This is a genomic window from Erythrobacter sp. JB2-19, from assembly GCF_057365005.1.
The window spans coordinates 2,576,629-2,601,691 of sequence record NZ_CP200290.1 but is presented as its reverse complement, the minus strand read 5'-3'; the positions used below and the strand labels follow the sequence as shown (position 1 = coordinate 2,601,691).

Annotated in this window: 19 protein-coding genes and 2 pseudogenes; 7 read left to right on the top strand and 14 right to left on the bottom strand. The window is 60.3% G+C overall.

What is annotated here, in order from left to right:
* Window positions 1-4: 4 nt before the first annotated feature.
* The gene (gene tilS, locus AC0V6O_RS12515) at window positions 5-973 is read left to right on the top strand and encodes a tRNA lysidine(34) synthetase TilS (protein WP_486144455.1); all 969 of its coding nucleotides are present in this window, start codon (window positions 5-7) and stop codon (window positions 971-973) included.
* A gap of 39 nt (window positions 974-1,012) precedes the next feature.
* Here tilS and AC0V6O_RS12510 read toward each other — a convergent pair whose 3' ends face one another.
* The 5 genes from AC0V6O_RS12510 to zwf form a co-directional block, all read right to left on the bottom strand.
* Complete coding sequence (locus AC0V6O_RS12510) at window positions 1,013-1,867, bottom strand: L,D-transpeptidase family protein (protein WP_486144453.1); 855 nt, start codon at window positions 1,865-1,867, stop codon at window positions 1,013-1,015.
* Between the two features lie 143 nt (window positions 1,868-2,010).
* A complete protein-coding gene (locus AC0V6O_RS12505) occupies window positions 2,011-4,800 on the bottom strand; it encodes a phosphoenolpyruvate carboxylase (protein ID WP_486144451.1) in 2,790 nt (929 codons plus the stop codon).
* On the bottom strand, window positions 4,797-5,777 hold the full coding sequence (glk, locus tag AC0V6O_RS12500) for a glucokinase (RefSeq protein WP_486144449.1): 981 nt from the start codon (window positions 5,775-5,777) through the stop codon (window positions 4,797-4,799). The genes AC0V6O_RS12505 and glk overlap by 4 nt, the downstream gene beginning before the upstream one ends.
* A 3-nt stretch (window positions 5,778-5,780) precedes the next feature.
* The gene (gene edd / locus AC0V6O_RS12495; protein ID WP_486144447.1) at window positions 5,781-7,589 is read right to left on the bottom strand and encodes a phosphogluconate dehydratase; all 1,809 of its coding nucleotides are present in this window, start codon (window positions 7,587-7,589) and stop codon (window positions 5,781-5,783) included.
* Window positions 7,582-9,039 carry a glucose-6-phosphate dehydrogenase gene (gene zwf, locus AC0V6O_RS12490; protein ID WP_486144445.1) on the bottom strand — a complete coding sequence of 486 codons (1,458 nt, stop codon included), beginning with the start codon at window positions 9,037-9,039 and terminating at the stop codon, window positions 7,582-7,584. The genes edd and zwf overlap by 8 nt, the downstream gene beginning before the upstream one ends.
* Window positions 9,040-9,179: 140 nt before the next feature.
* Between zwf and AC0V6O_RS12485 the strand changes: the two genes are divergently transcribed.
* Complete coding sequence (locus AC0V6O_RS12485; protein WP_486144443.1) at window positions 9,180-10,199, top strand: LacI family DNA-binding transcriptional regulator; 1,020 nt, start codon at window positions 9,180-9,182, stop codon at window positions 10,197-10,199.
* 116 nt (window positions 10,200-10,315) lie between these two features.
* Here the strand turns inward: AC0V6O_RS12485 and AC0V6O_RS12480 are convergent, their stop codons facing one another.
* Together AC0V6O_RS12480 and AC0V6O_RS12475 are read right to left on the bottom strand one after the other, a co-directional pair.
* The gene (locus AC0V6O_RS12480; protein WP_486144441.1) at window positions 10,316-10,690 is read right to left on the bottom strand and encodes a transglutaminase-like domain-containing protein; all 375 of its coding nucleotides are present in this window, start codon (window positions 10,688-10,690) and stop codon (window positions 10,316-10,318) included.
* Entirely contained in the window at window positions 10,680-11,114 is a 435-nt protein-coding gene (locus AC0V6O_RS12475) for a hypothetical protein (protein WP_486144439.1), read from the bottom strand. The genes AC0V6O_RS12480 and AC0V6O_RS12475 overlap by 11 nt, the downstream gene beginning before the upstream one ends.
* A gap of 422 nt (window positions 11,115-11,536) precedes the next feature.
* Here AC0V6O_RS12475 and AC0V6O_RS12470 point away from each other — a divergent pair, with 422 nt between their 5' ends.
* The gene (locus AC0V6O_RS12470; RefSeq protein WP_486144437.1) at window positions 11,537-11,929 is read left to right on the top strand and encodes a hypothetical protein; all 393 of its coding nucleotides are present in this window, start codon (window positions 11,537-11,539) and stop codon (window positions 11,927-11,929) included.
* Between the two features lie 10 nt (window positions 11,930-11,939).
* Here the strand turns inward: AC0V6O_RS12470 and rimO are convergent, their stop codons facing one another.
* Complete coding sequence (gene rimO / locus AC0V6O_RS12465) at window positions 11,940-13,334, bottom strand: 30S ribosomal protein S12 methylthiotransferase RimO (protein WP_486144435.1); 1,395 nt, start codon at window positions 13,332-13,334, stop codon at window positions 11,940-11,942.
* 77 nt (window positions 13,335-13,411) lie between these two features.
* Here rimO and AC0V6O_RS12460 point away from each other — a divergent pair, with 77 nt between their 5' ends.
* On the top strand, window positions 13,412-13,831 hold the full coding sequence (locus tag AC0V6O_RS12460) for a DUF1761 domain-containing protein (RefSeq protein ID WP_472639576.1): 420 nt from the start codon (window positions 13,412-13,414) through the stop codon (window positions 13,829-13,831).
* Between the two features lie 33 nt (window positions 13,832-13,864).
* Here AC0V6O_RS12460 and AC0V6O_RS12455 read toward each other — a convergent pair whose 3' ends face one another.
* The 3 genes from AC0V6O_RS12455 to serS are packed head-to-tail and all read right to left on the bottom strand — an operon-like array spanning window position 13,865 to window position 17,026.
* The gene (locus AC0V6O_RS12455) at window positions 13,865-14,950 is read right to left on the bottom strand and encodes a potassium channel family protein (protein WP_486144432.1); all 1,086 of its coding nucleotides are present in this window, start codon (window positions 14,948-14,950) and stop codon (window positions 13,865-13,867) included.
* A gap of 16 nt (window positions 14,951-14,966) precedes the next feature.
* Complete coding sequence (surE, locus tag AC0V6O_RS12450; RefSeq protein ID WP_486144430.1) at window positions 14,967-15,731, bottom strand: 5'/3'-nucleotidase SurE; 765 nt, start codon at window positions 15,729-15,731, stop codon at window positions 14,967-14,969.
* Window positions 15,731-17,026, bottom strand: a complete 1,296-nt coding sequence (serS, locus tag AC0V6O_RS12445; RefSeq protein WP_486144428.1) for a serine--tRNA ligase — start codon at window positions 17,024-17,026, stop codon at window positions 15,731-15,733. The genes surE and serS overlap by 1 nt, the downstream gene beginning before the upstream one ends.
* A 166-nt stretch (window positions 17,027-17,192) precedes the next feature.
* On the opposite strand from serS, the gene AC0V6O_RS12440 reads away from it, so the two are divergent.
* Window positions 17,193-18,542: a sulfotransferase family protein gene (locus AC0V6O_RS12440; RefSeq protein WP_486144426.1), complete on the top strand. Its 1,350-nt coding sequence runs from the start codon at window positions 17,193-17,195 to the stop codon at window positions 18,540-18,542.
* A 111-nt stretch (window positions 18,543-18,653) separates the two neighbouring features.
* Here AC0V6O_RS12440 and sppA read toward each other — a convergent pair whose 3' ends face one another.
* On the bottom strand, window positions 18,654-20,540 hold the full coding sequence (sppA, locus tag AC0V6O_RS12435; RefSeq protein WP_486145623.1) for a signal peptide peptidase SppA: 1,887 nt from the start codon (window positions 20,538-20,540) through the stop codon (window positions 18,654-18,656).
* A 144-nt stretch (window positions 20,541-20,684) separates the two neighbouring features.
* Here sppA and AC0V6O_RS12430 point away from each other — a divergent pair.
* Together AC0V6O_RS12430 and AC0V6O_RS12425 are read left to right on the top strand one after the other, a co-directional pair.
* Window positions 20,685-21,721, top strand: a pseudogene (locus AC0V6O_RS12430) (aspartate carbamoyltransferase catalytic subunit).
* Window positions 21,718-22,949: pseudogene (locus AC0V6O_RS12425) on the top strand (dihydroorotase). Before AC0V6O_RS12430 ends, AC0V6O_RS12425 begins: the two co-directional pseudogenes overlap by 4 nt.
* A gap of 129 nt (window positions 22,950-23,078) precedes the next feature.
* Here the strand turns inward: AC0V6O_RS12425 and AC0V6O_RS12420 are convergent.
* A complete protein-coding gene (locus AC0V6O_RS12420; RefSeq protein WP_486144424.1) occupies window positions 23,079-24,425 on the bottom strand; it encodes an SPOR domain-containing protein in 1,347 nt (448 codons plus the stop codon).
* Between the two features lie 57 nt (window positions 24,426-24,482).
* On the bottom strand, window positions 24,483-25,058 hold the full coding sequence (locus tag AC0V6O_RS12415) for a hypothetical protein (protein WP_486144422.1): 576 nt from the start codon (window positions 25,056-25,058) through the stop codon (window positions 24,483-24,485).
* Window positions 25,059-25,063 lie beyond the last annotated feature (5 nt).

Below are 25,063 nucleotides of genomic sequence, written 5' to 3'. Positions count from 1 at the left end.
GGATTTGCTCTCGCTGTGGCCGCTGGATGAACGCAAGGGCCCGCTTGGTTTGGCGGTTTCAGGTGGAGCAGACAGTCTTGCGATGCTGTTGATTGCACATGCGTCCGCAGCCGAGAATGACGGCGAAATCGCGGTCGCCAGCGTCAATCACGGACTTCGGGCTGAAGCTGCCAGCGAGGTGGCGTTGGTGGAGCGCATTTGCGCAGAACTCGGCGTGCCTTTCACCGCGCTGAGTGTCCAGCTTGCCAGTGGTAATGTGCAGGCTAAAGCGCGCGATGCGCGTTACGCCGCGCTTTCCGAGTGGGCCGCAGAATATCAGCTTGGAGCGGTTGCAACTGCCCATCATGCCGATGATCAGGCGGAAACCCTGCTGATGCGCCTTGGCAGGGGCAGCGGTCTGTCCGGTCTTGCCGGAGTGCGCGCTGCGACCAAACTTCCCGGAACTGAGATCGCGCTGCTGCGCCCGCTGTTAAGCTGGTGCAAGGCAGAGCTGGAGCAGATTGTCGCGGATGCCGGGATCACCGCCGCTGATGACCCATCCAACCGCGATGATCGTTTTGACCGGGCGCGGATGCGCGCACGTATCGCAGAGGCTGATTGGCTCGATGCCAGCGCTTTGGCAAATAGCGCGCAGCACCTAACCGAGGCCTGGCGCGCGATCGAATGGTACGCAGATGAGGATTGGGAAACTCAGGTTTACCGAGAAGAGGGCAGCGGCGGCGCACCCGAATACAAATATTACGCCAATGTCCCACGCGCGATTTCGATTGAGACGATCATTCGTATCATCGCTGCTCTGGGTGGAAATGCGAGCCGCAGCGAAGCGGGCCGCGCGTTCAACCGCCTGTGGGAGGGCGAAAATGCCTCACTATGCGGCGTGCTGATTACGCCAGGAACGGAAAAAATCGAGAACTTAGGAATCACGACGCGAGTGTGGCGGTTCGCCCCCGAACCGCCCAGAGCGATGCATTAAGCAGCACTCGGCGCGGAATGCGCACACCGCATCAGCGGATCAGATGATTGCGTCCCCCACGCCGATCATCTGGCCGCGTGTGATCACAACCTTGTCGCCGCGCTTCGCGATGGCGAACAGTTTGGCTGCGAATTCTTCTGGCACACCCACACAGCCGTGGCTGGCATAGCCATTGAGCACTGGTGAGCCATGAATGGCTATTCCATCCCAGGTCAGGCGCAGCGTGTAAGGCATCGGCGCATTGTTATACTTCTCAGACACATTGTCCTTTTCCTTCGTCAGGATTGGGAACTTGCCGAGCGGAGTCGGATGAGATTTCGTACCGAGCAGAGCGACAGCGGTGCCGATTTCGTGGCCATCGCGAAATGCGCTGATCACGCGGGCATCAAGATCAACTGTGATTACCAGCTTTCCCGTCTTGGGCGCATTGCTTTCGTCCCAGAACCACTCGCCATACCTAATCGTGCCTTCGATCGGCAGGATTGAATTGACGACGAATGGATCGTCTGGCTCTGGCGGCGGTGGAGGTACGTCTTGGATCACCTCGCGTGAGATCGTTCGGGCAGCTGTCACGCCGGCTTCCCGGCCAGCAGCGCGGGGCGTGAGCACCGGCAGTTCAGGTGCCACCTCGTCAATCGGTGGCAGGCCAGCGGCAATCGCAGCGGCCTCTGCATCATATGGAGTCGGCAGGCTTGGATCGACCACCAGGGTTTCGCCGCCGGTCGTTGGGTCGATTGGACGGATTGCCTCTTGAGCAGCGGCATCGGCAACTTGCTCTGCAGCCTCCGCCGCGTCAGCGGCAGCGATCTGATCATCGGCTAGGCTTGATGTACCAGCCAGGGAGACGAGGGTGACCGCGGCAGCAATGCGGGCAGATTTGATGATTTTCAACATATCGCGCTTTATGCCGTAAAATCTCGTGAGTCGCTAGTGGCTAACGCTTGTGCGTCCCTTCGCGAGACGATCTCCATGTGAAAATGTTAACATCAGGTAGTTCGTTAGCTGATTTTTGTTTCTACTCGTCCCGCTCTAATGGTTCACCCATGAGCGCCAAATTCGTTGGCAATGGCCGTCGTCAACCTCAGCATCAGATCGTAAGCTCGCTCGATTGGATCGATGTAATCACGGCCAATCTGCGCGTAACCTTCATTGTCCCCGTCGGGATAATCGCTCGCTGCATCAACGGCGAAATCCTCTGGCTGAGGGAATGAGGTTGGGAAAGCACGGCGGAGCTGCGCCAGTGCGTCTTCAATCCTGAGGCTGAATACCATCTCCAGCACATCGTCGCGGCTAATATCGTTCGCGCGGCTAAAGGCCGGGATTGAAACGGCGCGCAGGAAAATATGCTGCATCAACGCTAGGCGCAGCGCCTGAGCAGCGCCAATGGTGCGGCGGGTGTTCTCGCGGTCTTCCAGCGGCGCTTCGTCTGGGATCAGATCGAGCAAGCGATGGAATTTGAGCGCGTCGACGCGCAAGCGCGAGGCGAGCCGGCGGAACACCCCGGTACGGTCATCTTTGGTGAGATATTCGGCCAAGGTCTCGCACGCGGCGGACAGATGGCTTTCCGTGCCGCGATAGGGTCGGCTCGCCCAATAGGCGGAATTGAACAATTCGCCGTGGGCGGCGACAGTTTTGATGCTGGCCAGCGCATTGGATGCACGCGCCAAGCGGATCAATTGGCGCCCGCGTGGGCTCTCTTTGATCAGAGCGGCTAGCTCTTCATAATTGCCATCCGCCGCACTGCCGATGCCGGAAATAATGTTCACCGGATAGCCGAGTTGTTGCAGGATCGAATTGTGCGGGATCGCGCGGATTTGGCGTAGTGACATATCACGATCCGCCGAGAGGTCAGACTGACGCCGTGAAACGCGGCTGCCGGTGGAATTGAGTAGACCCAATCCGAACGCGGTGACCGCGCGCGAATAGGTCTGGCTGCGCAGGTGCTGACGCTGGTTCGCGCGGATGGCGCGGTAGAAATCGAGGCTGATGTCCGTACGGCTGTAGAACGGATCCTCTGCCGTCGCTGGATCATTGAGCGGTGCGGTCGCAATCCGGGTCAGGGTCGCTCGGGCCAGCTCTGGCGTGGCGAAGAACATATAGCCATCGCCGCCCTGGAAGCTGACCTCAGGCTCCAGCACGATGTCTTTGTCCGAAAAGCGGCTGCGGGCCCACGGGCTTAGCGGCCACGCAAGCCGGTCATCAAAGCCGCTGGGGTGCGCGCCGCGGCCCATGCTTTCGCCGTGTGTGTTGAAGATGAGCGCCGAGACATCATTCAGGCCGTTCTTCGCCATGGCTTGTGCCATGCGCCCTTGCAGGCGCTCGATCGCGAGACTGGCAGGGATTTGACCCACAAACCGGCCCGCATCGGAAAAGCCAGTTTGAATGCACATTCTGCCTCGCGTGCGGGCATAGGCCTGATATTCTGGCTCAGCGCACAGCGCCTCTAGGAAACGTCCGCCGTGTTCCAGCGCGCTTTCGGTTTCGAACAAAGGCGATACGTCTACCTTATCCTCGATCCCGAACAGCTTTGAGAAATAGAGCGCAGCAAGAATAGTCGATGGCTGTTCGCATTCCGCGATCAGCATGCGGATCGGTGTGTCCGCGTCCACAGAACCCAGGATTTGCGCCATCGCTAGGAATTGCCGGATCGCAGTGGAGCTTTCGATCGCGAGCGAAGCGAAATTGGTGCGCAGCGGCTTCACCTCGCCCAGCAGCTTGCGCAGGGTAGCCATCGCGCCCTTGCTGGCCAGATCGAGCGTGTTGTCCGGATCGATCCGGCGGCGGATGCCGTTGTGAAGCTGCTTCGCATTCACGCGGAAATGCACATGCGCCATGCCAAGGCCATCGGCGCGCATGGCCGCAGCCAGCGTCTTCAGCGCAACTGCGCGCGCGGCCTCCGCTGCGCTCGCCTCGTCTTCCAGCTGTGCAATCACAGGTTTGAGCGACAGCAGCTTGGCCGGATTGTCAGCGGTCAGCCGGTTCGCGGCGAGCGAAAGCGCCTCGGGAGAGCTAAGATCGCTGGTAAACTCGCGCGCGCTGAGGGCCGCATGGCTTTGGGCATCTCGCAGGGTCTTGATCAGGCTGTGTTCGCCGTTAATCGCGGCGAGGCTATCGGCATAGCGGCCCAGGCGTTCCGCCTTTTCAGCGAGGCGGAAGCCGATGGAGGTGTACCATTTGATGTCGGTCCGCCCATCCATGTCATATCCGACCCAGGTGGCGAAGCGGAACGGTACGGGGGCCAGCTCTTGCCACTGGTCGGGCCAAGTTGCCTGCGCATGGCTCAGCACATCACCGACGATGGCATCGCGCGCATCCTGAGCATGGCCGATGGCTCGCATTGCGCGTCCGTGCTCATATTGCAGGGTGATCGCCGGGCGCTCTGTCCCGGTGAGGCACACCTCTTTGCCGATATCGCCGTCGCTGCCGGCTGCGGTGGCAACCGCATCTGATTGCTCCGGCGTCAGCAGGAAAGTGGGGTGTGCGGTGAACACCGCGTGTAGGCTGGGGTTCTCCCAGCGCGCTCGCAGCTTAGCAAAATCGCTCACGCCTAAGAGGCTGGCGTTCAGCGCATCGCGGTTCGCCTCATTCGAAACGGGCGACACCAGTCGGCGCAGGCGCGAGGCGCGCGATTGCAGGCTGGCGCATTCCAGCTCAGCCACCATCGCCTCCAGCTCGTCGAGATTGGCATTGCCGCCTTCGAGCGCGCGCGAGAGGTCCAGCCCCAGCTGAAACACAGGATTGAACAGCGGCGTCTCGCGCGTCTGCTGGTGCAGATCGCTTAGTCGGGCATGCAGATCAGTGACGGATTTCAAAGGCTTGGTGTTCACAGATGTTCTCTTGCAAATGCGGTTGCTGCGCCGAGCAGGCCAGGTTGCGGATGGCTGACGATTTTGACTGGTATGCTGGCCATCAATTCTTGATAGCGTCCCTTGTGACGGAACCTGCCAGCAAAGCCAGAGGAAGCGAGCGTTTCGCGAATCCGGTAGCCAAGTCCGCCCGCGATTACGACGCCGTCAAAGCCGCCTTGGGCAAGCGCGATATCGCCGGCCACACTGCCCAGTGCCATACAAAAGCGGTCAACAGCGGCGGCGGCAAGACTGTCTTCGCCAGACGTGCCCTTGGTCCAGATTTCGATATCATCGCATTCGGCGATTGTGCGGTTCTCCAGTGCGGCAAGCGTTTGGTAGATGTCGACAATGCCGGGGCCAGAGACGATCCGCTCCACCGATACGCGATTGTGGCGTTTGCGCAGCCGGGCAAGGATCGCGTCTTCAATAGCATCCACTGGAGCGAAATCGAGGTGACCGCCCTCGGTCGCCTGCACGCGAAATTCCCCATTCGCCCCGCGCCAAAGATGGGCGACGCCCAGACCCGTGCCAGGGCCGATCACGCTCAGCGTGCCGGTAGCGGCGAGCGGCTGTTCCGGGCCAGTCAAGTGCACAAAGTGCTCCTCTGGCAGGCGCGCGACTGCATAGGCGACCGCTTCAAAATCATTGACGATCGTATGCCGGATGGTGCCCAGTTTCTCATTCACCAGGGCAGGGCGGATGATCCAGGGGTTGTTGGTGAAGCGGATCACCTCGCCAGTGATCGGTCCAGCAATCGCCAGCGCAACATTGTGGGGCAGAGTGCCGCCAGAACGATCACGGTAATCCTCCCAAGCGGTTTGGAAGCTGACGTGGTCCTCTGTGTGAAGCGTGGTCGGATTACCCAGTGCGATTGCGCCATTTGCTGAAACGCTGGCGATGGCAAAGCGGGCATGCGTGCCGCCAATATCAACCGCGACGATATCCGTGCTGCTCATGCTTTACAGCCCCGCCGCGGCGAGCATGGCGGAGGCGCCTTGCTCCGCCCCGTCGGCCTGGTTTTGCAACATGCGGAACAGCTCGCGGCCCACGCCTTGTTCCTGCGCCGGGTCAGCGGCGGGTTTGCGCGCCGATAGATCGGCGGTGGTCGACAGCTCTCCGGTCTCCGCGCAAACGGTAATCACATCGCCATCTTGCAAATGGGCAAGCGGCCCGCCGCCCTTGGCCTCTGGCGTGATGTGGATCGCGGCGGGCACTTTCCCGCTCGCGCCGGACATCCGGCCATCGGTGACCAATGCGACCTTATGGCCGCGATTTTGCAGCACGGTGAGCGAAGGGGTGAGCGCATGAAGTTCTGGCATGCCATTGGCGCGCGGCCCCTGGAACCTAACGATGACCACAACATCCCGGTCGAGCTCGCCAGCCTTGAACGCGGCGACCACGTCAGCCTGCGTTTCGAAAATGCGCGCGGGCGCCGTGACGGTCCAGCGTTCGCGCTCAACCGCAGAGGACTTGAAGCACGCGCGGCCCAAATTACCGGTCAGCAGCCTCATTCCGCCATCGGGCTGTACAGGATCGCTGGCCGGTCGCAGCATGTCGAGATCACGGCTTTCGGGCACGTCGACCCAGCTCAGCTTCTGCTCGGCATCCAGCACAGGCTCCGCAGTGTAGGCCGAAAATCCGCCGTCCCACATGGTCAATATATCGCCGTGACACAATCCGGCTTCCAGCAGAGTGCGCGCGACATAGGCCATGCCGCCCGCCGCATGGAACTGGTTCACATCGCCGGAACCATTGGGATAGACACGGGCAACCAAGGGCACGACACTGGAAAGCTCGGCCAGATCATCCCAGTCAAAAATGACGCCGGCGGCCCGCGCCATCGCCGGAATATGGATCGCGTGATTGGTCGAACCACCGGTGGCGAGCAGGCCAATCGCCGCGTTGATTATCGCCTTTTCATCGACCACTTGCGCCAGTGTGCGTTCGGCCGTGCCGGAAAGCTCGGCCAATCGGTGCATGGCTGCACGGTCCAGCTCCTGGCGCAATTTCGTGCCAGGCGTGACGAAGGCAGAGCCGGGCACATGCAGCCCCATCATCTCCATCATCATCTGGTTGGAATTGGCCGTGCCATAGAAGGTGCAGGTGCCGGGCGAATGGTAGCTGCCAAGTTCGCTTTCAAGCAGGGCGTCCCGGTCAACCTTGCCCTCGGCATAGAGCTGGCGGGTTTCCTGTTTCTGCTTGTTGGAAATGCCCGATGGCATCGGGCCGGAGGGCACAAAAATCGCGGGTAAATGGCCAAAGCGCAATGCGCCGATCATCAGGCCGGGCACGATCTTGTCGCAAATGCCCAGGCAGGCGATCCCATCATACATCTGGTGCGACAGGGCGACGCCGGTCGACATTGCGATCACATCGCGGCTGAACAGCGACAGCTCCATCCCATCCTCGCCCTGCGTCACTCCGTCACACATGGCGGGCGTGCCGCCAGCGACCTGTGCAGTGGCGCCGACTTCGCGGGCGTAGATCTTCAGCCGGTCGGGATAGCGGCCATAGGGCTGATGCGCGGACAGCATGTCGTTATAGGCGGAGACAATGCCGACATTCGGGCCGCGCCCGCCCTTCATCGCGTCTTGGTCTTCCAGCGCGCCGGCAAAGGCGTGGGCGAGGTTGGAACACGCCACATCCTTGTGCTCAGGGCGGCGATCGCCCTCGCGCTTCATCAGCTCCAGATAGGTGGAGCGGCTGGCGCGTGAATTTTCAATCACCCGCTCAGTCACCCGGTGGATCACATCGTTGAGATTACTCATGCCAAGTCACCCCATCGCGTTCGGTTAGGGCAATGGCGCTGCTCGGCCCCCAGCTACCCGAGGTGTAGGTTTGCGGCTTGACCCCGGCGGCTTCCCAAGCGCTGCGGACTTGATCGACCCATTGCCACTGCGCCTCCACCTCGTCGCGGCGCACAAACAAGGTCTGCTCACCTTGAATGAGATCGAGCAGCAGGCGCTCGTAAGCGATCCGCCGGTGTTGGCCGACAAAGGCATCGGGCATGGCAATGTCGAGCGGCACTTCGCGTAGGGAAATGCCGTCCTGGCCCAGGCCGGGCACTTTCGCCATCAGAGACAGCGAGATGTTCTCTTCCGGCTGAATGCCGATCACCAGCCGGTTGGGCAGCATGCTTGCGCCCATGCCTTCAAAGATGGAGTGCGGAACGCAGCGGAATTTGACGACAATCTCGGTCACGCGTTCGGGCAGGCGTTTGCCGGTGCGCAGGTAAAATGGCACGCCCTTCCAGCGCCAATTGTCGACATGCGCCTTGATCGCGGTAAATGTCTCGGTGTCAGAGTGCTTGCCCAGCTCCTCGTCATAGCCGGGGACAGCCTCGCCGCCGATTGCGCCCGCGCGATATTGCCCCGTCACCGTTTCGATGGCCTGAACCTCGCGCAAGGCGCGTAGTACCTTTACCTTTTCATCGCGCACTGCGGTTGCATCAAAGCTGGTCGGCGGCTCCATCGCCACCAGTGCCAGCAATTGCAGCATGTGGTTTTGAACCATATCGCGCAGCGCCCCGGCATCGTTATAAAAGGCAACGCGCCCTTCCAAACCAACGGTTTCGGCAACCGTGATCTGCACATGGTCGATATAGTTCGAGTTCCAGATCGGCTCGAACAGAATATTAGCAAAGCGCAGGGCGAGCAGGTTCTGCACCGTTTCCTTGCCGAGATAATGGTCGATCCGGAAAATCCGGTCTTCCGGGAATGCATCGGCGACCGCGTCATTGATGACGCAGCTACTCGCCAGATCAGTCCCGAGTGGCTTTTCCAGGCACATACGGACATTGTCACCAGTCAGCCCCGCGTGTTTCAGGCCAGCAATCGTTGGGCCAAACAGGCTGGGCGCGGTTGAGAGGAAAATCGCCATGCCGGAATCGCTCGGGCCGGCCTCGTTCACTTTGTCCGCAAGCGCGTCAAACCCGTCGAGCGTGCTGGCATCAAGTGCCTGATAAGACAGACGATTGAGGAATGCTGCCATTCCGCCGCGCCGTTCGTCAGGCAGATAGGTTTCCAGCGCCTCGCGCGCCAAATTGCGAAATTCCGCATCGTCCATGTTACTGCGCGCGGTGCCGATGATCTTCAGATCAGGCGAGAGCAGCCCGTCTGCATCCAATGCACAAAGGCTCGGCAACAGCATTCTGCGCGACAAATCGCCGGTCGCTCCAAACAAGAGCAATCGATCAGCAGAGAGCTTGGGTTCAGGCATGCGTTTAATTCTCCCGCGCGCCGCAGCTATGGATTGCGGCGATTGGGTTCTAGCGCGAAGCGCATTGCTGGGCCATAGGTTCGCATAGCTATTCAGCTAGGCTATCTAGATTGCCCAGCAAGGCTAATCGGGAGGGAAAGATGGATCCTGCGCGCAGACAATCGCGGGTTACCAGTTTTGACGTTGCAGAGCGGGCGGGCGTGAGCCAGTCGACGGTGTCGCGCGCGCTATCCGGCTCGGCTGTGATCAGCGAGGCCACGCGCAGCCGCGTGCTGGAGGTGGCTAGTGAGCTCGGCTATTTCGTTGACGAGCGCGCCGCGCGGCTAAGGCGCGGGCATACCGGAACTTTGGCGGCAGTGGTGATCACCAAGCCAGGCGGCAATGCCCGCGATGTGAACCCGTTTTCCTATGCGCTGTTAGGCGGGGTCTGCGCTGCGGCCGCCGAGCGCGGGCTTGAAGTGCTGGTTTCGCTGCAAGGCGATGAGGACAAGCTGTTTGGTCATTACGTGGAGCGCGGCCAGGCCGAGGGATTGATCGTGATCGGCACCACTCTGAACCGTCCGGCTTGGGAGTACTTTCGCGGGATTGGCGAGACCAGCGAGCTGGTCGCCTATTGGGGTTCTCCGCTGGGAGATCTCGACTGGGTCTCGTCCGACAATGATGCGGGTGCGCGCATGGCGGCAGAGCATCTGGCCGAGCAAGGCTGTATGAAACTGGCCTGTATCGGCTCGCGCGGCGGCACACAGCGGCAGTTTGCAGAGCGTGCGGATACTTTTCTCGCTCGCGCAAGAGAACTTGGCCTAGAGGCGCATTTGGTTGAAATCGGCGATGAAGACGACCGCCATGACCAAGGGCGCGCGGCGGCGGAGCGAATGCTGGCCGATGGCTTTGCGGCGGATGGTGTATTCGCGGTGTGCGATGCGCTGGCCTTTGGCGTGCTGGAGGCGCTGAACGCGGCAGATCGCAAAATGCCGGAAGAGATCAAGCTGATCGGGTTTGATGGATTGCAAGCGGGTGAGCTGTCCAGCCCAACGCTCAGCACGATCGAGCCGGATTTGGATCAGGCGGGGCGTTTGCTGGTCGAGGCTGTGACCTCTGGCGGGCCGCATTCCGGGATACGTCGCGTGCCGGTGAAGCTGCTGAAGCGCGGGAGTTCTTGATTGGGTTGTCGTTTGACTAAGCCGTAGCCACCGGCGCCCTCCACCCTTTCACCCGGAGCCTACCGGGATACTATCCGGGTGGAAGGGTGCGGGTGGCGCGGTCGCAACCGAAAATCTTAAATCCGCTTCACCTCGACCTTGGATGATAGAAAACGCGCTGGACCAAACGTTGTGAGGAAACTCACATCTGCCGCATCGCGCCCGACCCCGATAATTGCGAGCTCCGACGGTTTCGCCATCCCGGTCGCATCTACCAAGTGCCATGCTTCGTGTTCCGGATGATCAGGATCGGCGAGAAACACTTCGGCCACTGCGTGAAAATCCTGCGGGCTTACGTCGGGGCCATAGCAGGCGACATAGCGCGCAGGAATCTGCGACGCCCGCGCCAGCGCGATCAGGACATGGGCATAATCGCGGCACACCCCTTGGCGCGCGACAAAGCTGTCAGTGGCGGTGGTTTGCTCGCCGCTTGTTCCCGGCTCATATTGCATATTGTCCGTCAGCCAGCTTGCAATTGCGGCAATCCTCGCGCCGCCTGATGTGCCGGAAAATTCCGCCTCGACGAAGTTTTGAAACGGACCGACCGAGCAATAGCGCGAGATCGAACAGATATTGCGCCGCCTCTCCAGTGATGGACCTCATGGCCAGCTGGGGCAGGGTAGCCAGCTCTACTGCGGTACGCTGCGTCTCTACCTTAGCGCGATATGTGGTTTCGAACCGACCGGTGCTGCTCACCCAAATGCGTGTGCCAATCCCATCATGCGCTGACACTCTAGTGCTCGCTGCCTCGTCTGTCAGTTCGAGGTTCTGCGAGAGAATCCGCTGGCTGGGCAGTTCCGCAACCTGAAACTGCAGCAAGGCATCGCCCGGCTCATCGAATTCGAAAGTGAAGGTCGCATGGATGTCGAGGGGCATAGGTCACTCAAATCTGGCAGGCACATTGTCCTCAAATATGCGCTTCTTGCGCTCTTTCAGGCCCAATTGTCCCGTCTGGGATATTCAGCCAGCTCGCCTCTGCTTCTAGCCCGCGCCCAGCAGCCACAACCAGTGGCCGTTTTGTCCGGAGAGGGCAAATGTTCCATCACGGTCCACTGTTTTGCCATTGGGCCAATCGCGATCGTGTAAAGCTCGTCTAATGACGTGTCACAGAATGGTCTTGGCCCGACAGGCATCGAATCCCTCTTTCGTTTCAAGATTGGTGCGCTAGCTTGGTGTCACGCGATTCTTGAAGTCAGGGGGAGGGTGCGTTGGCTGTTTGTCCATATTGCTCTGGTGGCCAGATCGACAATGGCTATCGCAATTGTGCGAGTTGTGGCGGATCGGGCCAGGGCAGCCATATGAACCAGGCTTGCATGGGATGCGGAGGTAGCGGAACTGGTGACCGCGACACGATCACGTGCTGGAATTGCCATGGCGCCGGAACGGTGGCGGACCCATCGCCCGCGCGCGGCTCTGCGCCAACGAAGCGCGGGGCAAAGCCTGCCAAGGCGCGGCATCAGGCCGCCGCCCACAGCACGGCAAAGCAATGGACCGCAGGCAATTACGTGTTCTTTGGCGTCACTTACCTGCTAACGCTCGGCTATCTCTCGGATAACTCAGAGCTGGAGGGATGGCCGCTTTACCTCGTGCCGCTCATCCCTGCGGGGATCGTTGGTTCCTATTGGAAGCAGCTGTTCGTGATCGCGCTGATCATCGGCGGTCTCTATCTCTGGGGCTCGAGCCAAAATTAGATGTCTGGCCTTAAGGCTCGGCGATCACGCCAAATAGATCATGCGCATCGGCCTCTTCGATGACAGCGGTGACAATGTCGCCTTGCGTCACATCAGCTGGGACATTGCGCAAATGCACTTGGCCGTCGATTTCAGGCGCATCGGCCTGAGATCGTCCGCTCGCTCCAATATCACCGTCCTCATCCGGCTCTCCGACCTCGTCGATGATCACCGGCAAGGCGCGGCCGACTTTGCCGGCTAGCTTGGCTGCGCTGATCCTCTCGGTCACTTCCATCAGCCGGGTATAGCGTTCTTCCTTGATCGCCTCTGGCACGGGATCGGGCAGGGCATTGGCCTGCGCACCCTCGACCGGCTCAAACCGGAAGGCGCCGACGCGGTCGAGCTGAGCCTCCTCCAGCCAATCGATCAGATATTTGAAGTCGTCTTCAGTCTCGCCGGGGAAACCGACGACGAAGCTCGATCGGATTGCAATATCGGGGCAGATATCGCGCCAATTGCGCAGCCGCTCCAGCACTTTGGCCTCGTTCGCGGGCCGTTTCATGCGTTTCAGAACCGAGGGCGAAGCGTGCTGAAACGGAATGTCGAGATAGGGCGTCAGCAAGCCTTCGGCCATCAGCGGGATGACCTTGTCGACATGCGGATAGGGATAGACATAGTGCAGGCGCACCCAAGGCGTTTGGCCCGACTGCGTGCGCAATTGGCCCAGCTCGCGGGCGAGGTCTGTCATATGCGCGCGCGGCTCGCGGCCCTTCCAGGGCTTGGTTTCGTGGCGGGTATCGACCCCGTAAGCGCTCGTATCCTGGCTGATCACCAGCAGCTCGTTTGTACCGGCGGCAACCAGTTTTTCCGCCTCGCGCAGCACCGCGTCAATCCGGCGGCTCGCGAGTTTCCCGCGCAAATCCGGAATGATGCAGAATGCGCAGGAATGATTGCAGCCCTCAGAGATCTTGAGATAGCTGTAATGGCGCGGGGTCAGCTTGATGTCGTGCTCAGACGGCTGCGGGATCAGGTCGATAAACGGCCCTTGGCTGGGCGGGGCATGCTCGTGCACGGCCTCCACCACCTGCTCATATTGATGCGCGCCAGTGACCGCCAGAACTTGCGGGTGCGCGGCGCGAATGGTGTCGGCTTCCTCGCCCATACAGCCGGTCACGATAACGCGGCCATTCTCATTGATCGCCTCGCCAATCGCAGCCAGGCTTTCTTCCTTCGCGCTGTCCAGGAACCCGCAAGTGTTGACCAGCACCACGTCCGCGCCGGCATAATCGGGTGACATGGCATAGCCATCGGCGCGCAGCCGCGTGAGGATGCGTTCGGAATCGACCAGCGCCTTGGGGCAGCCGAGCGAGACCATGCCGACCTTCTTTGGGTCAGGCAAAGCGGTGGTTGATGTGTTTGTCGTCATATCTGGCCGCGCCCCTACACCGCGCGAGCCACTTGCGCTAGGACTTGCGGTGGGTCGCGCCTTTGGGAGAGGTAATTATGAACCTGTTTGATGTGAATTGGCTGGCCGTTTTTCTGGCCGCGCTCGCCGGATTTGTGGTGGGCGGCATTTGGTACGGACCGGTCATGGGCAAGAAATGGATGGGCGCTGTCGGCCTGACCGAAGAACAGATCAAAGAAGGCAATATGGGTCTGATCTATGGCGGAGCATTTGCGTTCTCACTGCTCGCCAGCTGGGCTCTCGCACACACCTTTCACAGCTACGAATTGCTGGATGCAGATCTATCTGTGAAGGCTAAGGTGATGACCGCATTTGGCGTTGCGCTGGGCTTTATCGTGCCGGCTCTGGGCACGGCCTACCTGTTCTCGCAAAAGGGCAAAGCGCTGTTCTTCATTGATGCAGGTTACTGGCTGCTGTTCTACACCGCGATGGGCTTCGTTCACGCTTATCTGCCATAGCATTAGGCGAGATCAGATGGGGTGCCGCCCGGCTTAGTGCCCGTCGCCCTTGGTCTCGCCGTTCATGCTCGGGACGATCTCAACCACCACGTCGCCTGCTTGCAAGGTCTGGCATTCGTCTTCCCAAAAGCCGATTGCCCGGCCGTCGCGGTAAACGCGCAGGCCGCGCCCACCCGTGCTGAGCTGTTCGATGGAGCAGCCGCATTCCTCTTCGGTCACGACCCGCTCGACCAGCTGGACGCGGCCTGTGACAGAGGCGAGGTCTGCGAGGTAGTCCGAGATATGCGCGCCGCGCGCGGAGCCTGCCAGCAGCAGGCCGGTAAAGCGCACCGGGTTGATGACATTGTCTGCGCCCGCTTGCCGCGCCAGCAGCTCGTTATCATCGGCGCGCACGACGACGCTGATCGGGACTTTGGGCGCGAGATGGCGCACAGTCAGCACGATCAGGATCGATGTGTCGTCCCGGCCAGCGGACACCAACACCGATTGCGCGGTGCCCACCTGCACCGCGTTCAAGGTTTGGTCGCGGGTCGCATCCGCGTTCATCACGTTGACGCCGAGTTTTTCCGCTTCGACCAGCCGGTCCTCGCTCGGGTCGACGACCACGATATTGCTTGGCTCCATGCCGCGCTCGATCAGTTCGGCGACGCTTTCAGAGCCGGAAACGCCAAAGCCGAGGACGATGACATGGTTCGAGAGCTTCTCTTGAATGCGGTTCATGCGCCACTTCTCCCAGCTGCGCTTGATGATGAAATTGTAGGCGGTGCCCACAAAGATGAAAAACACGGCAAATCGGATTGGAGTCACGATTACCGCCTCGACCAGCCGCGCCCGGTCCGTAACCGGGGCGATATCGCCAAAGCCGGTGGTGGTAATCGAAATCATGGTGAAATAGACGATGTCGAGAAAGCTTACCTCGCCATCGACGCTGTCGACCAATCCGCCGCGATCGAACCAATGGATCATGACCACGATGGAAATCAGCAGTAGGGCCAGGCCCAGGCGAATGCCCAAATCGCCCCACACCGGGATTTTGACCGCGCGTCTTAACGGGCGAAAACCGGACTTGCGCTGCTTGGGCGCTTCCTTGGGTAACAAAGTGTCGAGTTGCTTGGCCATGCCCCGTCCTGCGCCCCTATCCGGCGAGCTTCCCCGCTAGAATGTCGAGCGAAGAATAATGCGTCAAATCAAGCTGCAAAGGGGTAACGGCAATGTAGCTATCGTCAATCGCCTCTAGGTCGGTGCCGTGATCGAGCGTGTGCTCAATGGCGTGCAGACCGAACCAGAAATAGCGGCTGCCGCGTGGGTCGCATCCCTCGACAATGCTGCCGCGTGAGTAATCGTGAAAGCCCTGACGAACCACGCGAATACCTTTGATTGCATCGGCCTCAAGCGGCGGAAAATTGACATTGATCAGCGTGCGCTCGGCAAATTGCACGTCAAGCAGCGGCTCAATCACCTTTGCGCCCCATTGGCGGGCGGCGTCAAAGGGATCGGCGCCTTCCATGCTCTGGCGCGAGTAAACCTGCGAGAAAGCTATTGAACGAATACCGGCAAGTGCACCCTCGATCGCGGCGGAGACGGTGCCCGAATAGGTGATGTCATCGCCCAGGTTTGCCCCGCGATTGACACCGGACAGGATCAAGTCCGGCGGGCTGTCCATCACCTCACGCAGGGCCATCATTACGCTGTCGGTCGGCGTGCCAGTGACTGCATAGCGCCGTTCGCCAAATTGCTGCAGGCGCACTGGCTGATTGAGTGTCAGCGAGTGACCAGCGCCGGATTGTTCCTCTGATGGGGCGCAAACCCAGATGTCGTCTGAAAACTGCCGCGCGAGTTCTTCCAGCACCTCAAGCCCCGGCGCGTGGATGCCGTCATCATTGGTCAGCAATATGCGCATTAAGCGCCGCCTGCCTTTGCCTGAGGCTCCAGCTTGGTCACACCGCCCATGTATGGATGCAAAACCTCTGGGATAAGAACGCTGCCGTCGGCCTGTTGGTAGTTCTCCATGATTGCTACCAGAGTGCGGCCCACTGCCAGGCCGGAGCCGTTAAGAAGATGGAAATACTCGGTCTTTTTCTCGCCTTCTGGGCGGTAACGCGCGTTCATCCGGCGCGGCTGATAGGTGCCGCCATCCGAGCAGGAACTGATCTCGCGGTAGGCGCCTTGTCCCGGCAGCCAAACCTCCAGGTCATAGGTCTTCGTCATGGTCGCGCCCATGTCGCCCGCGCAAAGTTCCATCACCCGGTAGTGCAGGCCAAGCTTTTGCAGCAAACCTTCAGCAATGGCGGTGATCCGCGCATGTTCCTCCGCTGCATGGTCGGGCAGGGCGGCGCTGATCAACTCGACCTTCTCAAATTGGTGCTGGCGGATGAAGCCGCGAGTGTCGCGCCCCGCCGCGCCAGCCTCCGCGCGGAAGCAAGGGGTCAGCGCGGTGATCCGCATCGGAAAATCGCTCTCTTCAAAAATCTGCTCGCGGAACGAATTGCCCAACGTCATCTCTGAGGTGGAGATCAGTAAATGGCCCTCTGTGGTGCGGAACAGGTCTTCGGCGAATTTCGGCAATTGACCGGTGCCATAGCCCGATTCTTCGCGGATCAGCAGCGGCGGATTACACTCGGTGTAGCCATGCTCGCTTGTGTTCGTGTCGAGCATGAATTGGCCCAGCGCCCGGTGCAGACGAGCAATATCTCCGCGCAGAAACGTGAAGCGCGCACCAGAGATTTTCGCGCCAGTCTCAAAGTCCATGCCGAGCGCAGGGGCGATGTCGGCGTGTTCCTGTGGATCGAAATCAAAGACCGGCTTCTCGCCCCATTCGCGCAAGTAGACATTGTCGTCTTCGTTTGTCCCGTCTGGCACGCTGTCAGCCAGCACATTGGGCAGAACGAGCAAAGCCATCTTCAGCTTTTCGCCCAATTCGCGGTCTTGCTCTTCCAAAGCGGGCAGTGTCTTTTTGAGCTCGCTGACCTCTGCTTTCAGCGCTTCGGCCTTGGCGGTGTCGCCCTGGCCCATGGCTTGACCGATCGCTTTAGAGGCCTCGTTGCGGCGACTTTGTCCTTCTTGCAGCTTGGTTGCGACCGCGCGGCGCTCTTCATCCAACGCCACTATGTTTTGCGCCACAGGTTTATGCCCGCGCCGTGCCAAAATGGCATCAAAGGCGGCGGGATCGTCTCGGATAATTCGAATATCGTGCATGGGGCCAGCCTATGCCCGCTTGGCTGGCCAAATTCCAGTGCATATGCGGACAAGTGCCCTGCACCAGGTTGCGCGGTGATCCAAACCGACTAGACCAGAGGCCTGACGTCAGATCAGCGCCGCTGGGCAAACGCGGCGAACAGGGGCAATAACAGAGGGTAACCTCATGCAGCACGGACGGGTCGCGCCGCCGCAAAGAACCGTATTTATCGCTGGGCTGAACCGCCTGCTTGGTGCGGGTGAACGATTGGGTGCTTTGGCCCCGGCGCGTTTCAGTATGGGTGCGTTGATGGAGGATGCAGCGCGCAAGACTGGCCTAGCCGATTTTGGCGACCCATGGTTTGAGCGACCCTTTGAGGTGCTGCTGGATGCGGTGCGCAGTGAGGCACGGCTCAATCTCGCAGGGCAGCACAGCGCGGTGCTGCAATTCAACAAAGTGCTGACCGACCGGTTGTGGGCGCAGCACTGGTTCGACCGGTTCCCGGAAATTTTGGAGCGACCAATTCCGCGTCCAGTGGTGATCGTGGGTCCGATGCGCTCAGGCACCACGCGGCTGCACCGGCTGCTGGCAAGCGATCGGCGGTTCACCCATATGCGCAGTTTTGAAACGATCAGCCCGGTGCCGCGCCCGGACTTTGAGGACGTGCTGGCGGGCAAAGCGGAGGATTTCCGCCCGGTGCTGGCGCGGCGGATCATGAAGGTCGCGCGGGCGGCCAATCCGCGCACGCTCTCGATCCATCCCACTGGCCCCTTTGAGCCGGAGGAGGAGCTGGGCCTGCTCGTCTCCAGCATGTGGGGCATGAAACATGATGCGCAGTGGCAGGTGCCCAGCTATTCCTCGTGGTGCGCCGCTGAAGATGCGACGCCGGCTTACCGCCATCTCGCCAATCTGCTGCGCTTGATTGGTTGGTCACAGCAAGCCTCTCCGCTGCGCCCGTGGATCCTGAAGACACCGCAGCACATGCTGGATCTGCCCGCCTTGCTGAATGTGTTTCCCGATGCGCGCCTGATCTTTGCCCACCGCGATCCAAGGAGCCTTGTTGGCAGCGCCGCCTCGCTCGCCTGGAATCAGACGATCATCTATTCCGATCATGTTGATCCAGCATGCATTGGGCGCGATTGGCTGGCTAAGACCGAGCAGCAGATTGAGCGGATGCGTGCGGCACGCGAGGGGCTGGGGCCGGAGCGCATGATCGATGTGCAATATGACGATGTGGAGCGCGATTGGCGCGGTGAGATGGAGCGGATTTATCGCTTCCTCGATCTCGATATGGGTCCGGCAGAGGCCAAGATGGCAGATTATCTGGAGCGGTCAAAATCGCTGAAGCGCCATCCGCATGTCTACCGGCTCAGTGATTTTCATGTGAGCGCGGATGAGGTGGCAGAGCGCTTTGCCGATTACGTTCGCGCATTTGATGTGCCAACCAGCGGCTGGGGCGAGGGTGCGCAAGGCCGCGCGGGCGCGAATGCAGCAACGGTACCCGTCCAAAGGGAACGCCGCCGCCGATTTGGTTGAGGTCGACTGTAAGTAGAGGCCTGGAAAAGGGCTCCTAGAAGCGCACTTCTCTCGTCTCATAGAATCGCCTTAGCAATTTAGGCCGCCCAATTGCAGTCGTCCGCGCGCCCGTTAATCCGCGAACAGAGCCTTCAACATGGTCAGTATGCCTTGTCCCTTGCTATTCTGCGCGGCGCTGGGGGGCGCAGGGCATTCGAGGCAATAGGCCTGTATCCCAGGCGTCCCCGACAGGCGCTCAACGTCGCTGGCGAGCTGGCCGAGCAGAACGCCACGTTCCCGCGCGGCCATCGCAAACAGATCGCCGCCGCGCGTGCCCGCGGTTTCCGGGCTGGTGCTGGTCAGCATTTGACGGATCAGGGAATCATATTGCGCGGTGCCAGCACCAAGGAAGCGCGGACTGTAGCCGTCTTCCTCAAGCTCTGCCTCGGCCGCGACCCAGGCAAGCGCCTCTTCTAGCCCGCCGAACTGATCGACGAGTTTGAGTTGGCGCGCCGTCCCGCCGTCCCAAACGCGCCCTTGCGCGATTTCATCAACTCGTGCGCTGTCCATATTGCGAGCTTTCGCCACAATGCCGAGGAAATCCGAATATGTGTTTTCAACCGAAGCTTGCAAAATCGCGTCAACTTCTGGGCTGAAACCCGCAATCGGATCAGGTTGGCCCGATAATGGCGTAGTGCGATAGCCGTCTGCATTCACGCCAAGCTCCGCCGCAGCACCTTCAAATGTTGGCAGAACGGAAAATACACCGATGGAACCGGTGATCGTTTCCGGTTGCGCGAATATCCGATCACCTGCGGTTGCAACCCAATAGCCGCCGCTGGCCGCAACATTGGCGAATGAGATGGCAACCGGAACGTCTTTCGCCCGGTGACGCTCAATCGCGAGGCGTATTTCTTCCGATGCGAACACAGAGCCACCGGGGGAGTCGACACGCACGACGAGGCCTGCAAGATCATCATCCAGCGCCTCGTCGAGTATACCAGCGATCCGCTCTCCGCCGGCCGATCCAGGGCCAGCATCGCCGTCTACAATGACGCCTGCGACTGTTACGACACCGATGGTCTTGCCAAAAGCCGATGGGGTGACATCGGCAAGGAAGGGGGCAAATTCAGCCTTTGCAAAGGCACCCGGTTTCTTGCTCCATGCGTCTTCGCCTGAAAGTTCGGCAACGCGCTCACCAAAGGAAATTTGGTCGCCCAGCTTGTCGACCAGGCCAGCGTCAAGCGCCGCCTTGGCCAGGTCGCCTTGTGATGCGGTGATCCATTCTACCGGATCGCTGGTCACCCGCTCAAGGTCTAGCGATGGGCGGGCTTTCTTCACGTTGGCTTGCCATTCTTCCCACATTGCACCGAACAATCCGGCCAGATTCTCGCGCGCGGCATCAGACATGGAATTGCGTGAGTAAGGCTCAACCGCCGATTTGAATGTGCCAACCCGGTAGATGCGAGCGTTGATATTCAAACGTTCCAGCAGATCGCCGTAGTAAAGATTGCTGCCACCAGGCCCGGCAATCAATGCGACACCTTGCGGATTGAGCCATACCTCGGTTGCATGCGCGGCCAGATGCATGTGATCATCGCCGTAACCAAGTGCATAGGTGAGCACCGGTTTTTCCGCTTTGCGGACACGGTCCATCGCCTCGCCAATGGCCTGCAAGTGCACTTGGCCTCCGCCGACAAAGGAGGAGAGATCGAATACGACAGCCTTGATCCGATCGTCCGATGCCGCGGCGTTGAGCGCGGTGACCAGATCGCGGGATTGGTGTTCGGCAACAGGGGCCTGACCGCTCAGGAAGGTTTGCAGCGGGTCAATCTCGGAACGTTCTTCTACAACAAAGCCATCCAGCTCGATCAGCAGCGCGCCTTCGCGCACTTGGCCGGGGCTGGGGCGGGCGGAGAGCACCGCGAACAGCGCCATGAAGAACAGCAGCATGAAAATCAGCACCAGCCCGTCTTTAACACCGACCAGCAGTTTCCAAACCTTGCCCACAAAACTCATGAAATCATTCCCAATTATCGCGCGCCATGCGCGTGTTTCGCCTAAACTAGGCATGCTTTGCGCAAACTTCCATCGCAAACAGCGCAAAACTTACCCATCAATGGGTTGAGCGTGCGACAGCCCTCGACTAAAGGCATGGCTTTAATGACATTGTCCGGCGAAAACACAGGCTCCGGCCGCTATCCAGCGGGCCGATTGGCCTTCCCGCATCGCGATCTGGTTGGCATTGGCCAGCTGGAGCGCCACGAGATCCTTTATCTGCTTGAGTCTGCGGAGCAATGGGTGGAGCTCAACCGGCAACCCTCCAAGCACACCGATCTGCTGGCCGGGCAAACGATCATCAACGCGTTCTTTGAAAACTCGACCCGCACGCTGCTCAGCTTTGAGATTGCGGGCAAAAGACTGGGCGCGGATGTGGTGAATATGCATGCTGCGCAAAGCTCTGTAAAAAAGGGGAGACGCTGATCGATACGGCGATCACTCTTAACGCAATGCGCCCTGATGCTATCGTGATCCGCCACGGGGCGAGCGGCGCGACGCAATTGATCGCCGACAAGGTTGACTGCCCCGTGTTGAATGCGGGCGATGGGAGTCACGAACACCCAACCCAGGCGCTGCTCGATGCGATGGCTCTGAGGCATGCGCTGCGCAAACGCGGCGAGACTGCAGAGGATTTTACCGGGCTCACCATCACAATATGCGGCGATATCCTGCACAGCCGGGTGGCGCGCTCCAACCTGCTGTGCCTGCAAGCATTGGGTGCAAGCGTGCGGTTATGCGCACCGCCGGCCTTAATGCCAGCAGGCGTGGAGGCGATCGGTGCGCAGCCGTTCCACAATTTCGATGACGCTTTGAAGGGCGCAGATGTGGTGATGATGCTGCGCCTGCAAACGGAACGTATGCAAGGGCAATTCATCCCATCTGAACGCGAATATCACCATCTCTACGGCCTTACGCAGGCACGGCTTGCGAATGCGGCGCCAAATGCGCTGGTGATGCACCCCGGTCCGATGAATCGCGGGGTCGAGATCGACAGCGAGGTTGCTGACATGCTCGACCGGTCGATCATCACCCAGCAGGTGGAGATGGGGGTCGCAATCCGCATGGCAGCGCTTGACATTCTGACCCGCAGCGCGCGCGGGGTTGAAGGTTGGAATATTGGCGAGGGGAGTGCATCATGAAGCAGTCACGGCCTCTCACAATCACTAGCGGTCAATTGGCGATGCCCGGCGGTCTGGTCAGCGGCGGCATCCGGCTGGATGGCGGCCTGATCACGGAAGTCGGCGCAGATATTGCCGCGCAGGACGGCGACGAAGTGGTCAATGCGCGCGGACAGATAATCGCGCCGGGTCTGGTGGATCTGGGCGTGTTCCGGATCGACAAGGCGTCGTTTCATTTTGGTGGGATCACACGCGCGGCTCTGATGCCGAATCAATCCCCCCGCTCGATTACCCCAGCCGGGTCAGCATGATCGCCAAAAGCGGTAAGCCAGACCTGTGGGTTCATCCACTGGCGGCAGCGACCTGCGCGCTGGAGGGGCGAGAGCTCGCAGAGATCGCACTGATGCAGGATGCAGGTGCGAGAGGGATTGCCACCGGACGGCGCTGGATTGCGGATTCCGGGGTGATGCTGCGCGTGCTGCAATATGCTGCAATACTTGATCTGGTCGTTGTCGCGCATGGTGAGGACGATGCCTTGAGCGGCGAGGCAGCGGCGACCGCTGGCGAAATGGCGACCCGCATGGGCTTGCCGAGCGCTCCGGCAGAGGCAGAGGCACTGGCGATTGCGCGCGATATTACGCTGGCTGAAATGTCAGGCGCTCGGCTGCATATTCGTCAGGTGACCACGCAAGCGGGTTTTGATCTGGTGCGCGCGGCGAAGGCGCGCGGCGTGAATGTGACCTGCGGGATCACCCCTGCGCATTTCATGCTGTCGGATCTCGCCACGGTGCAATTCCCGACTTTCGCGAAATTCTCACCGCCTCTTCGCAGTGAAGCGGATCGGCAGGCGGCGCTTACGGCGATTGGCGACGGTACCGTCGATGTGATTGCGTCGGGCCATGATCCACGCGGGCCAGAGGATAAGCGCCTGCCCTTTGCGGATGCAGAGGCCGGGATGGCCGGGGCGGAGACCTTGCTGGCGATGACGCTGACCCTGGTACGCGATGAGGTGATTGATATGGCGCGCGCCTTTGCATTGCTCGCAGGCAACCCGGCCCGGTTACTCAGTGTGCCAGCCGGCCAGCTAGAAGCCGGGCTGGAGGCGGATGTTGCGCTGATCGATCCAGAAGCGCCGTGGATCATCGATCGCCGCAAAATGTCCGCGACGGCCGATAACACCCCGTTTGACCGCCAAGGCACTCAGGGCAGGGTGAAGGCGCTGTTCAAAGGCGGCGTGCAGGTCGTTTAAGCGGCGTTTGTCGTGGTTTGACCTAGCCAGCCCGCAGCATATATTACCCCAAAAAAATGCCCCCGGCGTTTCGCGACACCGGGGGCAGTCTTGCTGAATTCTGGAAAAGTTCCAGAGGGATTTTGTATCTTAGCTTGTGCGCGCTGCGATCCGCACTCCGCGATCGATCGCACCCTTTGGCGGGTTGATCTTGGCATAGGCGAAACAGCCTTTGCCGGCCGAACGGACGGTCGAGCACATGCTGCGTGCGCTGCTGAGGCCAAAGCCTGCGGCGGCGACGCGGAAGAAGGTTTTGCCTTTCACTTCAGCTTGCGTGATCACGACATCGTGATTTTTCAGCTGCGGATAGCGTGACTGGTAGATTTTCCAGGCACGGTCGGCTTCGGCCCGGCTTGAGAAGCTGCCGAATTGAACCATGTGCGTGTCAGCAGAGCCGCTTGCGACCGCTGCCATGCGGCGCTGGCTTGACGCCGCAGCCACTCGTGTTGGACGTTTCTCTTTACTGGTGTAGCTTGCAGGCAGAGCCTGCACGACAGGCTTTGAAACGAAGCGAGCGCGGGCCGGAGCCGGGGCAGGCTTGGGTGCCTCAGCAACCCGTGTAGGAGCCGCGGCAGGTGCCGGATCGAAGGTTTCAACGGCGCTGTCGTTTGAAACACCAAAGGCGAGAGCTTCGCTTGCGCTTGGCTCCACTGCATTTGCTGGTGCCTGAGCAGCAGCCTCAGCAACCATTACGTCTTGGCTTGGGAAATTGTTCAGCGCGAGATATTGCGGCTGGCCGCCATCTTGCGCTGGGTTTACGCGCAGCAGGCCTGCGACGCGGGTTTGGTATTGCTCAGGCGCGCTTTGTGCGGCCCATTCAGCAATCCGGTTGTTCACTTCACCAGCTGGCACATCTTCTGCCGCCATAACGCGGGCAGCGCGCCAATTGCCGGCGAGGGCGTAGGTGTAGGCGAGGTTTTGACGAACCTTTGCACTGTTCTGGCCGCCGCGTAGAGCATTGGTCAGAACGTGGACGCCCTGCTGCGGCTTGCCAGCCAAGGCATAGGCAAGGCCAAGATCAGCAGGATCAATATCAGAAGACCATGCATCCAGTTTCGCAAGCGCGCTGCCTTTGTCGCCGAGCGCGGTTTTAGCCAGCGCATAGCTGAGGACAGTGCGCGGATCGGTGTCGCCAAGTTCCAGGGCATCGTCAAAGCTGGTCGCGGCCGATTGGAAGCGGCCCGATTCCAGATAAGCAGCGCCGAGCATCGCACGGAATTCTGCATTGCGAGGATCAGCCAAAACTGCTGCTTCAGCATGCGTAACAGCCTTATCGACCTGACCTTTTTCAAGCGCGGTTTGCGCCTTGCTGAAAGAGGAGAGGGCAGGCGGTGCAGCCGAGGTGGTGCATCCTGCAAGCGCAACGCTCGCAAGTGCGGTCGAAACAATGAGGCTCATTTTCGGGCCGGTCATTTTGTAGGTTTCGCTGCGGTCCATGGTCATAGTCCTTGTGAGTAACTCTGCTGTCTTGGTACGATGCAAAAAGTTAACAAATCAGTCGCGTTTCATCTTCTGCGCGAGCGTATCGAGGTCGTCGATCTGCTCCAGCATGGCGTCGAGCGCTTCGGTAACAACCGCTTGTGCGCTCTTGCCCTGCATTGTCGCAGCAAGGCGAAGTTTGAGATGGCGATCGGTGTCGAGCCGCAAAGTGAAAGCAGCGCGGCGGCCAGATGAACTGCCGGATGCTTTCGCGGATTTACGCTTTTTGGCGGGCTTGCTGCTCTTTTTGGCAGGCACCGCTGCGGGCGCTTCGGCGGCTTCCCCTTCAATGCGCGTGGCCAGCTCTTCTTGCTGGCGCAGCACATCGGGTGTGTCCGCGTTTTCGTCCCACTCATGCTCTTCAGCGTCTGCGTCATTGGGTTCTGCCGGGGACAAGTGAACCACATTTGCGCTAGACGCTTGGTTCTCTGTTTCGTCCTCTGCACCCATATCGTTCCAGCCCAGGTCTTCCAGATTTGCAGGCTTGCCTGCATCAGGAAGATTGGTGAGCTGAGGGCGCATAGCCGGTTTTGCCCCGCCCTTACGAGCGAGCAGCGCGGAATTCAGCGAGGCAAAGCTTGCTTCAGTCATCGCGC

Excerpts from the sequence above, each read along its gene's own strand:
- AC0V6O_RS12485 (WP_486144443.1), top strand. The coding sequence starts at position 9,180 with ATGGATCCTGCGCGCAGACAATCGCGGGTTACCAGTTTTGACGTTGCA.
- edd (WP_486144447.1), bottom strand. The coding sequence starts at position 7,589 with ATGAGTAATCTCAACGATGTGATCCACCGGGTGACTGAGCGGGTGATT.
- AC0V6O_RS12460 (WP_472639576.1), top strand. The coding sequence starts at position 13,412 with ATGAACCTGTTTGATGTGAATTGGCTGGCCGTTTTTCTGGCCGCGCTC.
- AC0V6O_RS12475 (WP_486144439.1), bottom strand. The coding sequence starts at position 11,114 with ATGCCCCTCGACATCCATGCGACCTTCACTTTCGAATTCGATGAGCCG.
- AC0V6O_RS12440 (WP_486144426.1), top strand. The coding sequence starts at position 17,193 with ATGCAGCACGGACGGGTCGCGCCGCCGCAAAGAACCGTATTTATCGCT.
- AC0V6O_RS12480 (WP_486144441.1), bottom strand. The coding sequence starts at position 10,690 with ATGCAATATGAGCCGGGAACAAGCGGCGAGCAAACCACCGCCACTGAC.
- glk (WP_486144449.1), bottom strand. The coding sequence starts at position 5,777 with ATGAGCAGCACGGATATCGTCGCGGTTGATATTGGCGGCACGCATGCC.
- AC0V6O_RS12470 (WP_486144437.1), top strand. The coding sequence starts at position 11,537 with ATGAACCAGGCTTGCATGGGATGCGGAGGTAGCGGAACTGGTGACCGC.
- AC0V6O_RS12510 (WP_486144453.1), bottom strand. The coding sequence starts at position 1,867 with ATGTTGAAAATCATCAAATCTGCCCGCATTGCTGCCGCGGTCACCCTC.
- serS (WP_486144428.1), bottom strand. The coding sequence starts at position 17,026 with ATGCACGATATTCGAATTATCCGAGACGATCCCGCCGCCTTTGATGCC.
- AC0V6O_RS12420 (WP_486144424.1), bottom strand. The coding sequence starts at position 24,425 with ATGGACCGCAGCGAAACCTACAAAATGACCGGCCCGAAAATGAGCCTC.
- surE (WP_486144430.1), bottom strand. The coding sequence starts at position 15,731 with ATGCGCATATTGCTGACCAATGATGACGGCATCCACGCGCCGGGGCTT.
- AC0V6O_RS12455 (WP_486144432.1), bottom strand. The coding sequence starts at position 14,950 with ATGGCCAAGCAACTCGACACTTTGTTACCCAAGGAAGCGCCCAAGCAG.
- AC0V6O_RS12415 (WP_486144422.1), bottom strand. The coding sequence starts at position 25,058 with ATGACTGAAGCAAGCTTTGCCTCGCTGAATTCCGCGCTGCTCGCTCGT.
- zwf (WP_486144445.1), bottom strand. The coding sequence starts at position 9,039 with ATGCCTGAACCCAAGCTCTCTGCTGATCGATTGCTCTTGTTTGGAGCG.
- rimO (WP_486144435.1), bottom strand. The coding sequence starts at position 13,334 with ATGACGACAAACACATCAACCACCGCTTTGCCTGACCCAAAGAAGGTC.
- sppA (WP_486145623.1), bottom strand. The coding sequence starts at position 20,540 with ATGAGTTTTGTGGGCAAGGTTTGGAAACTGCTGGTCGGTGTTAAAGAC.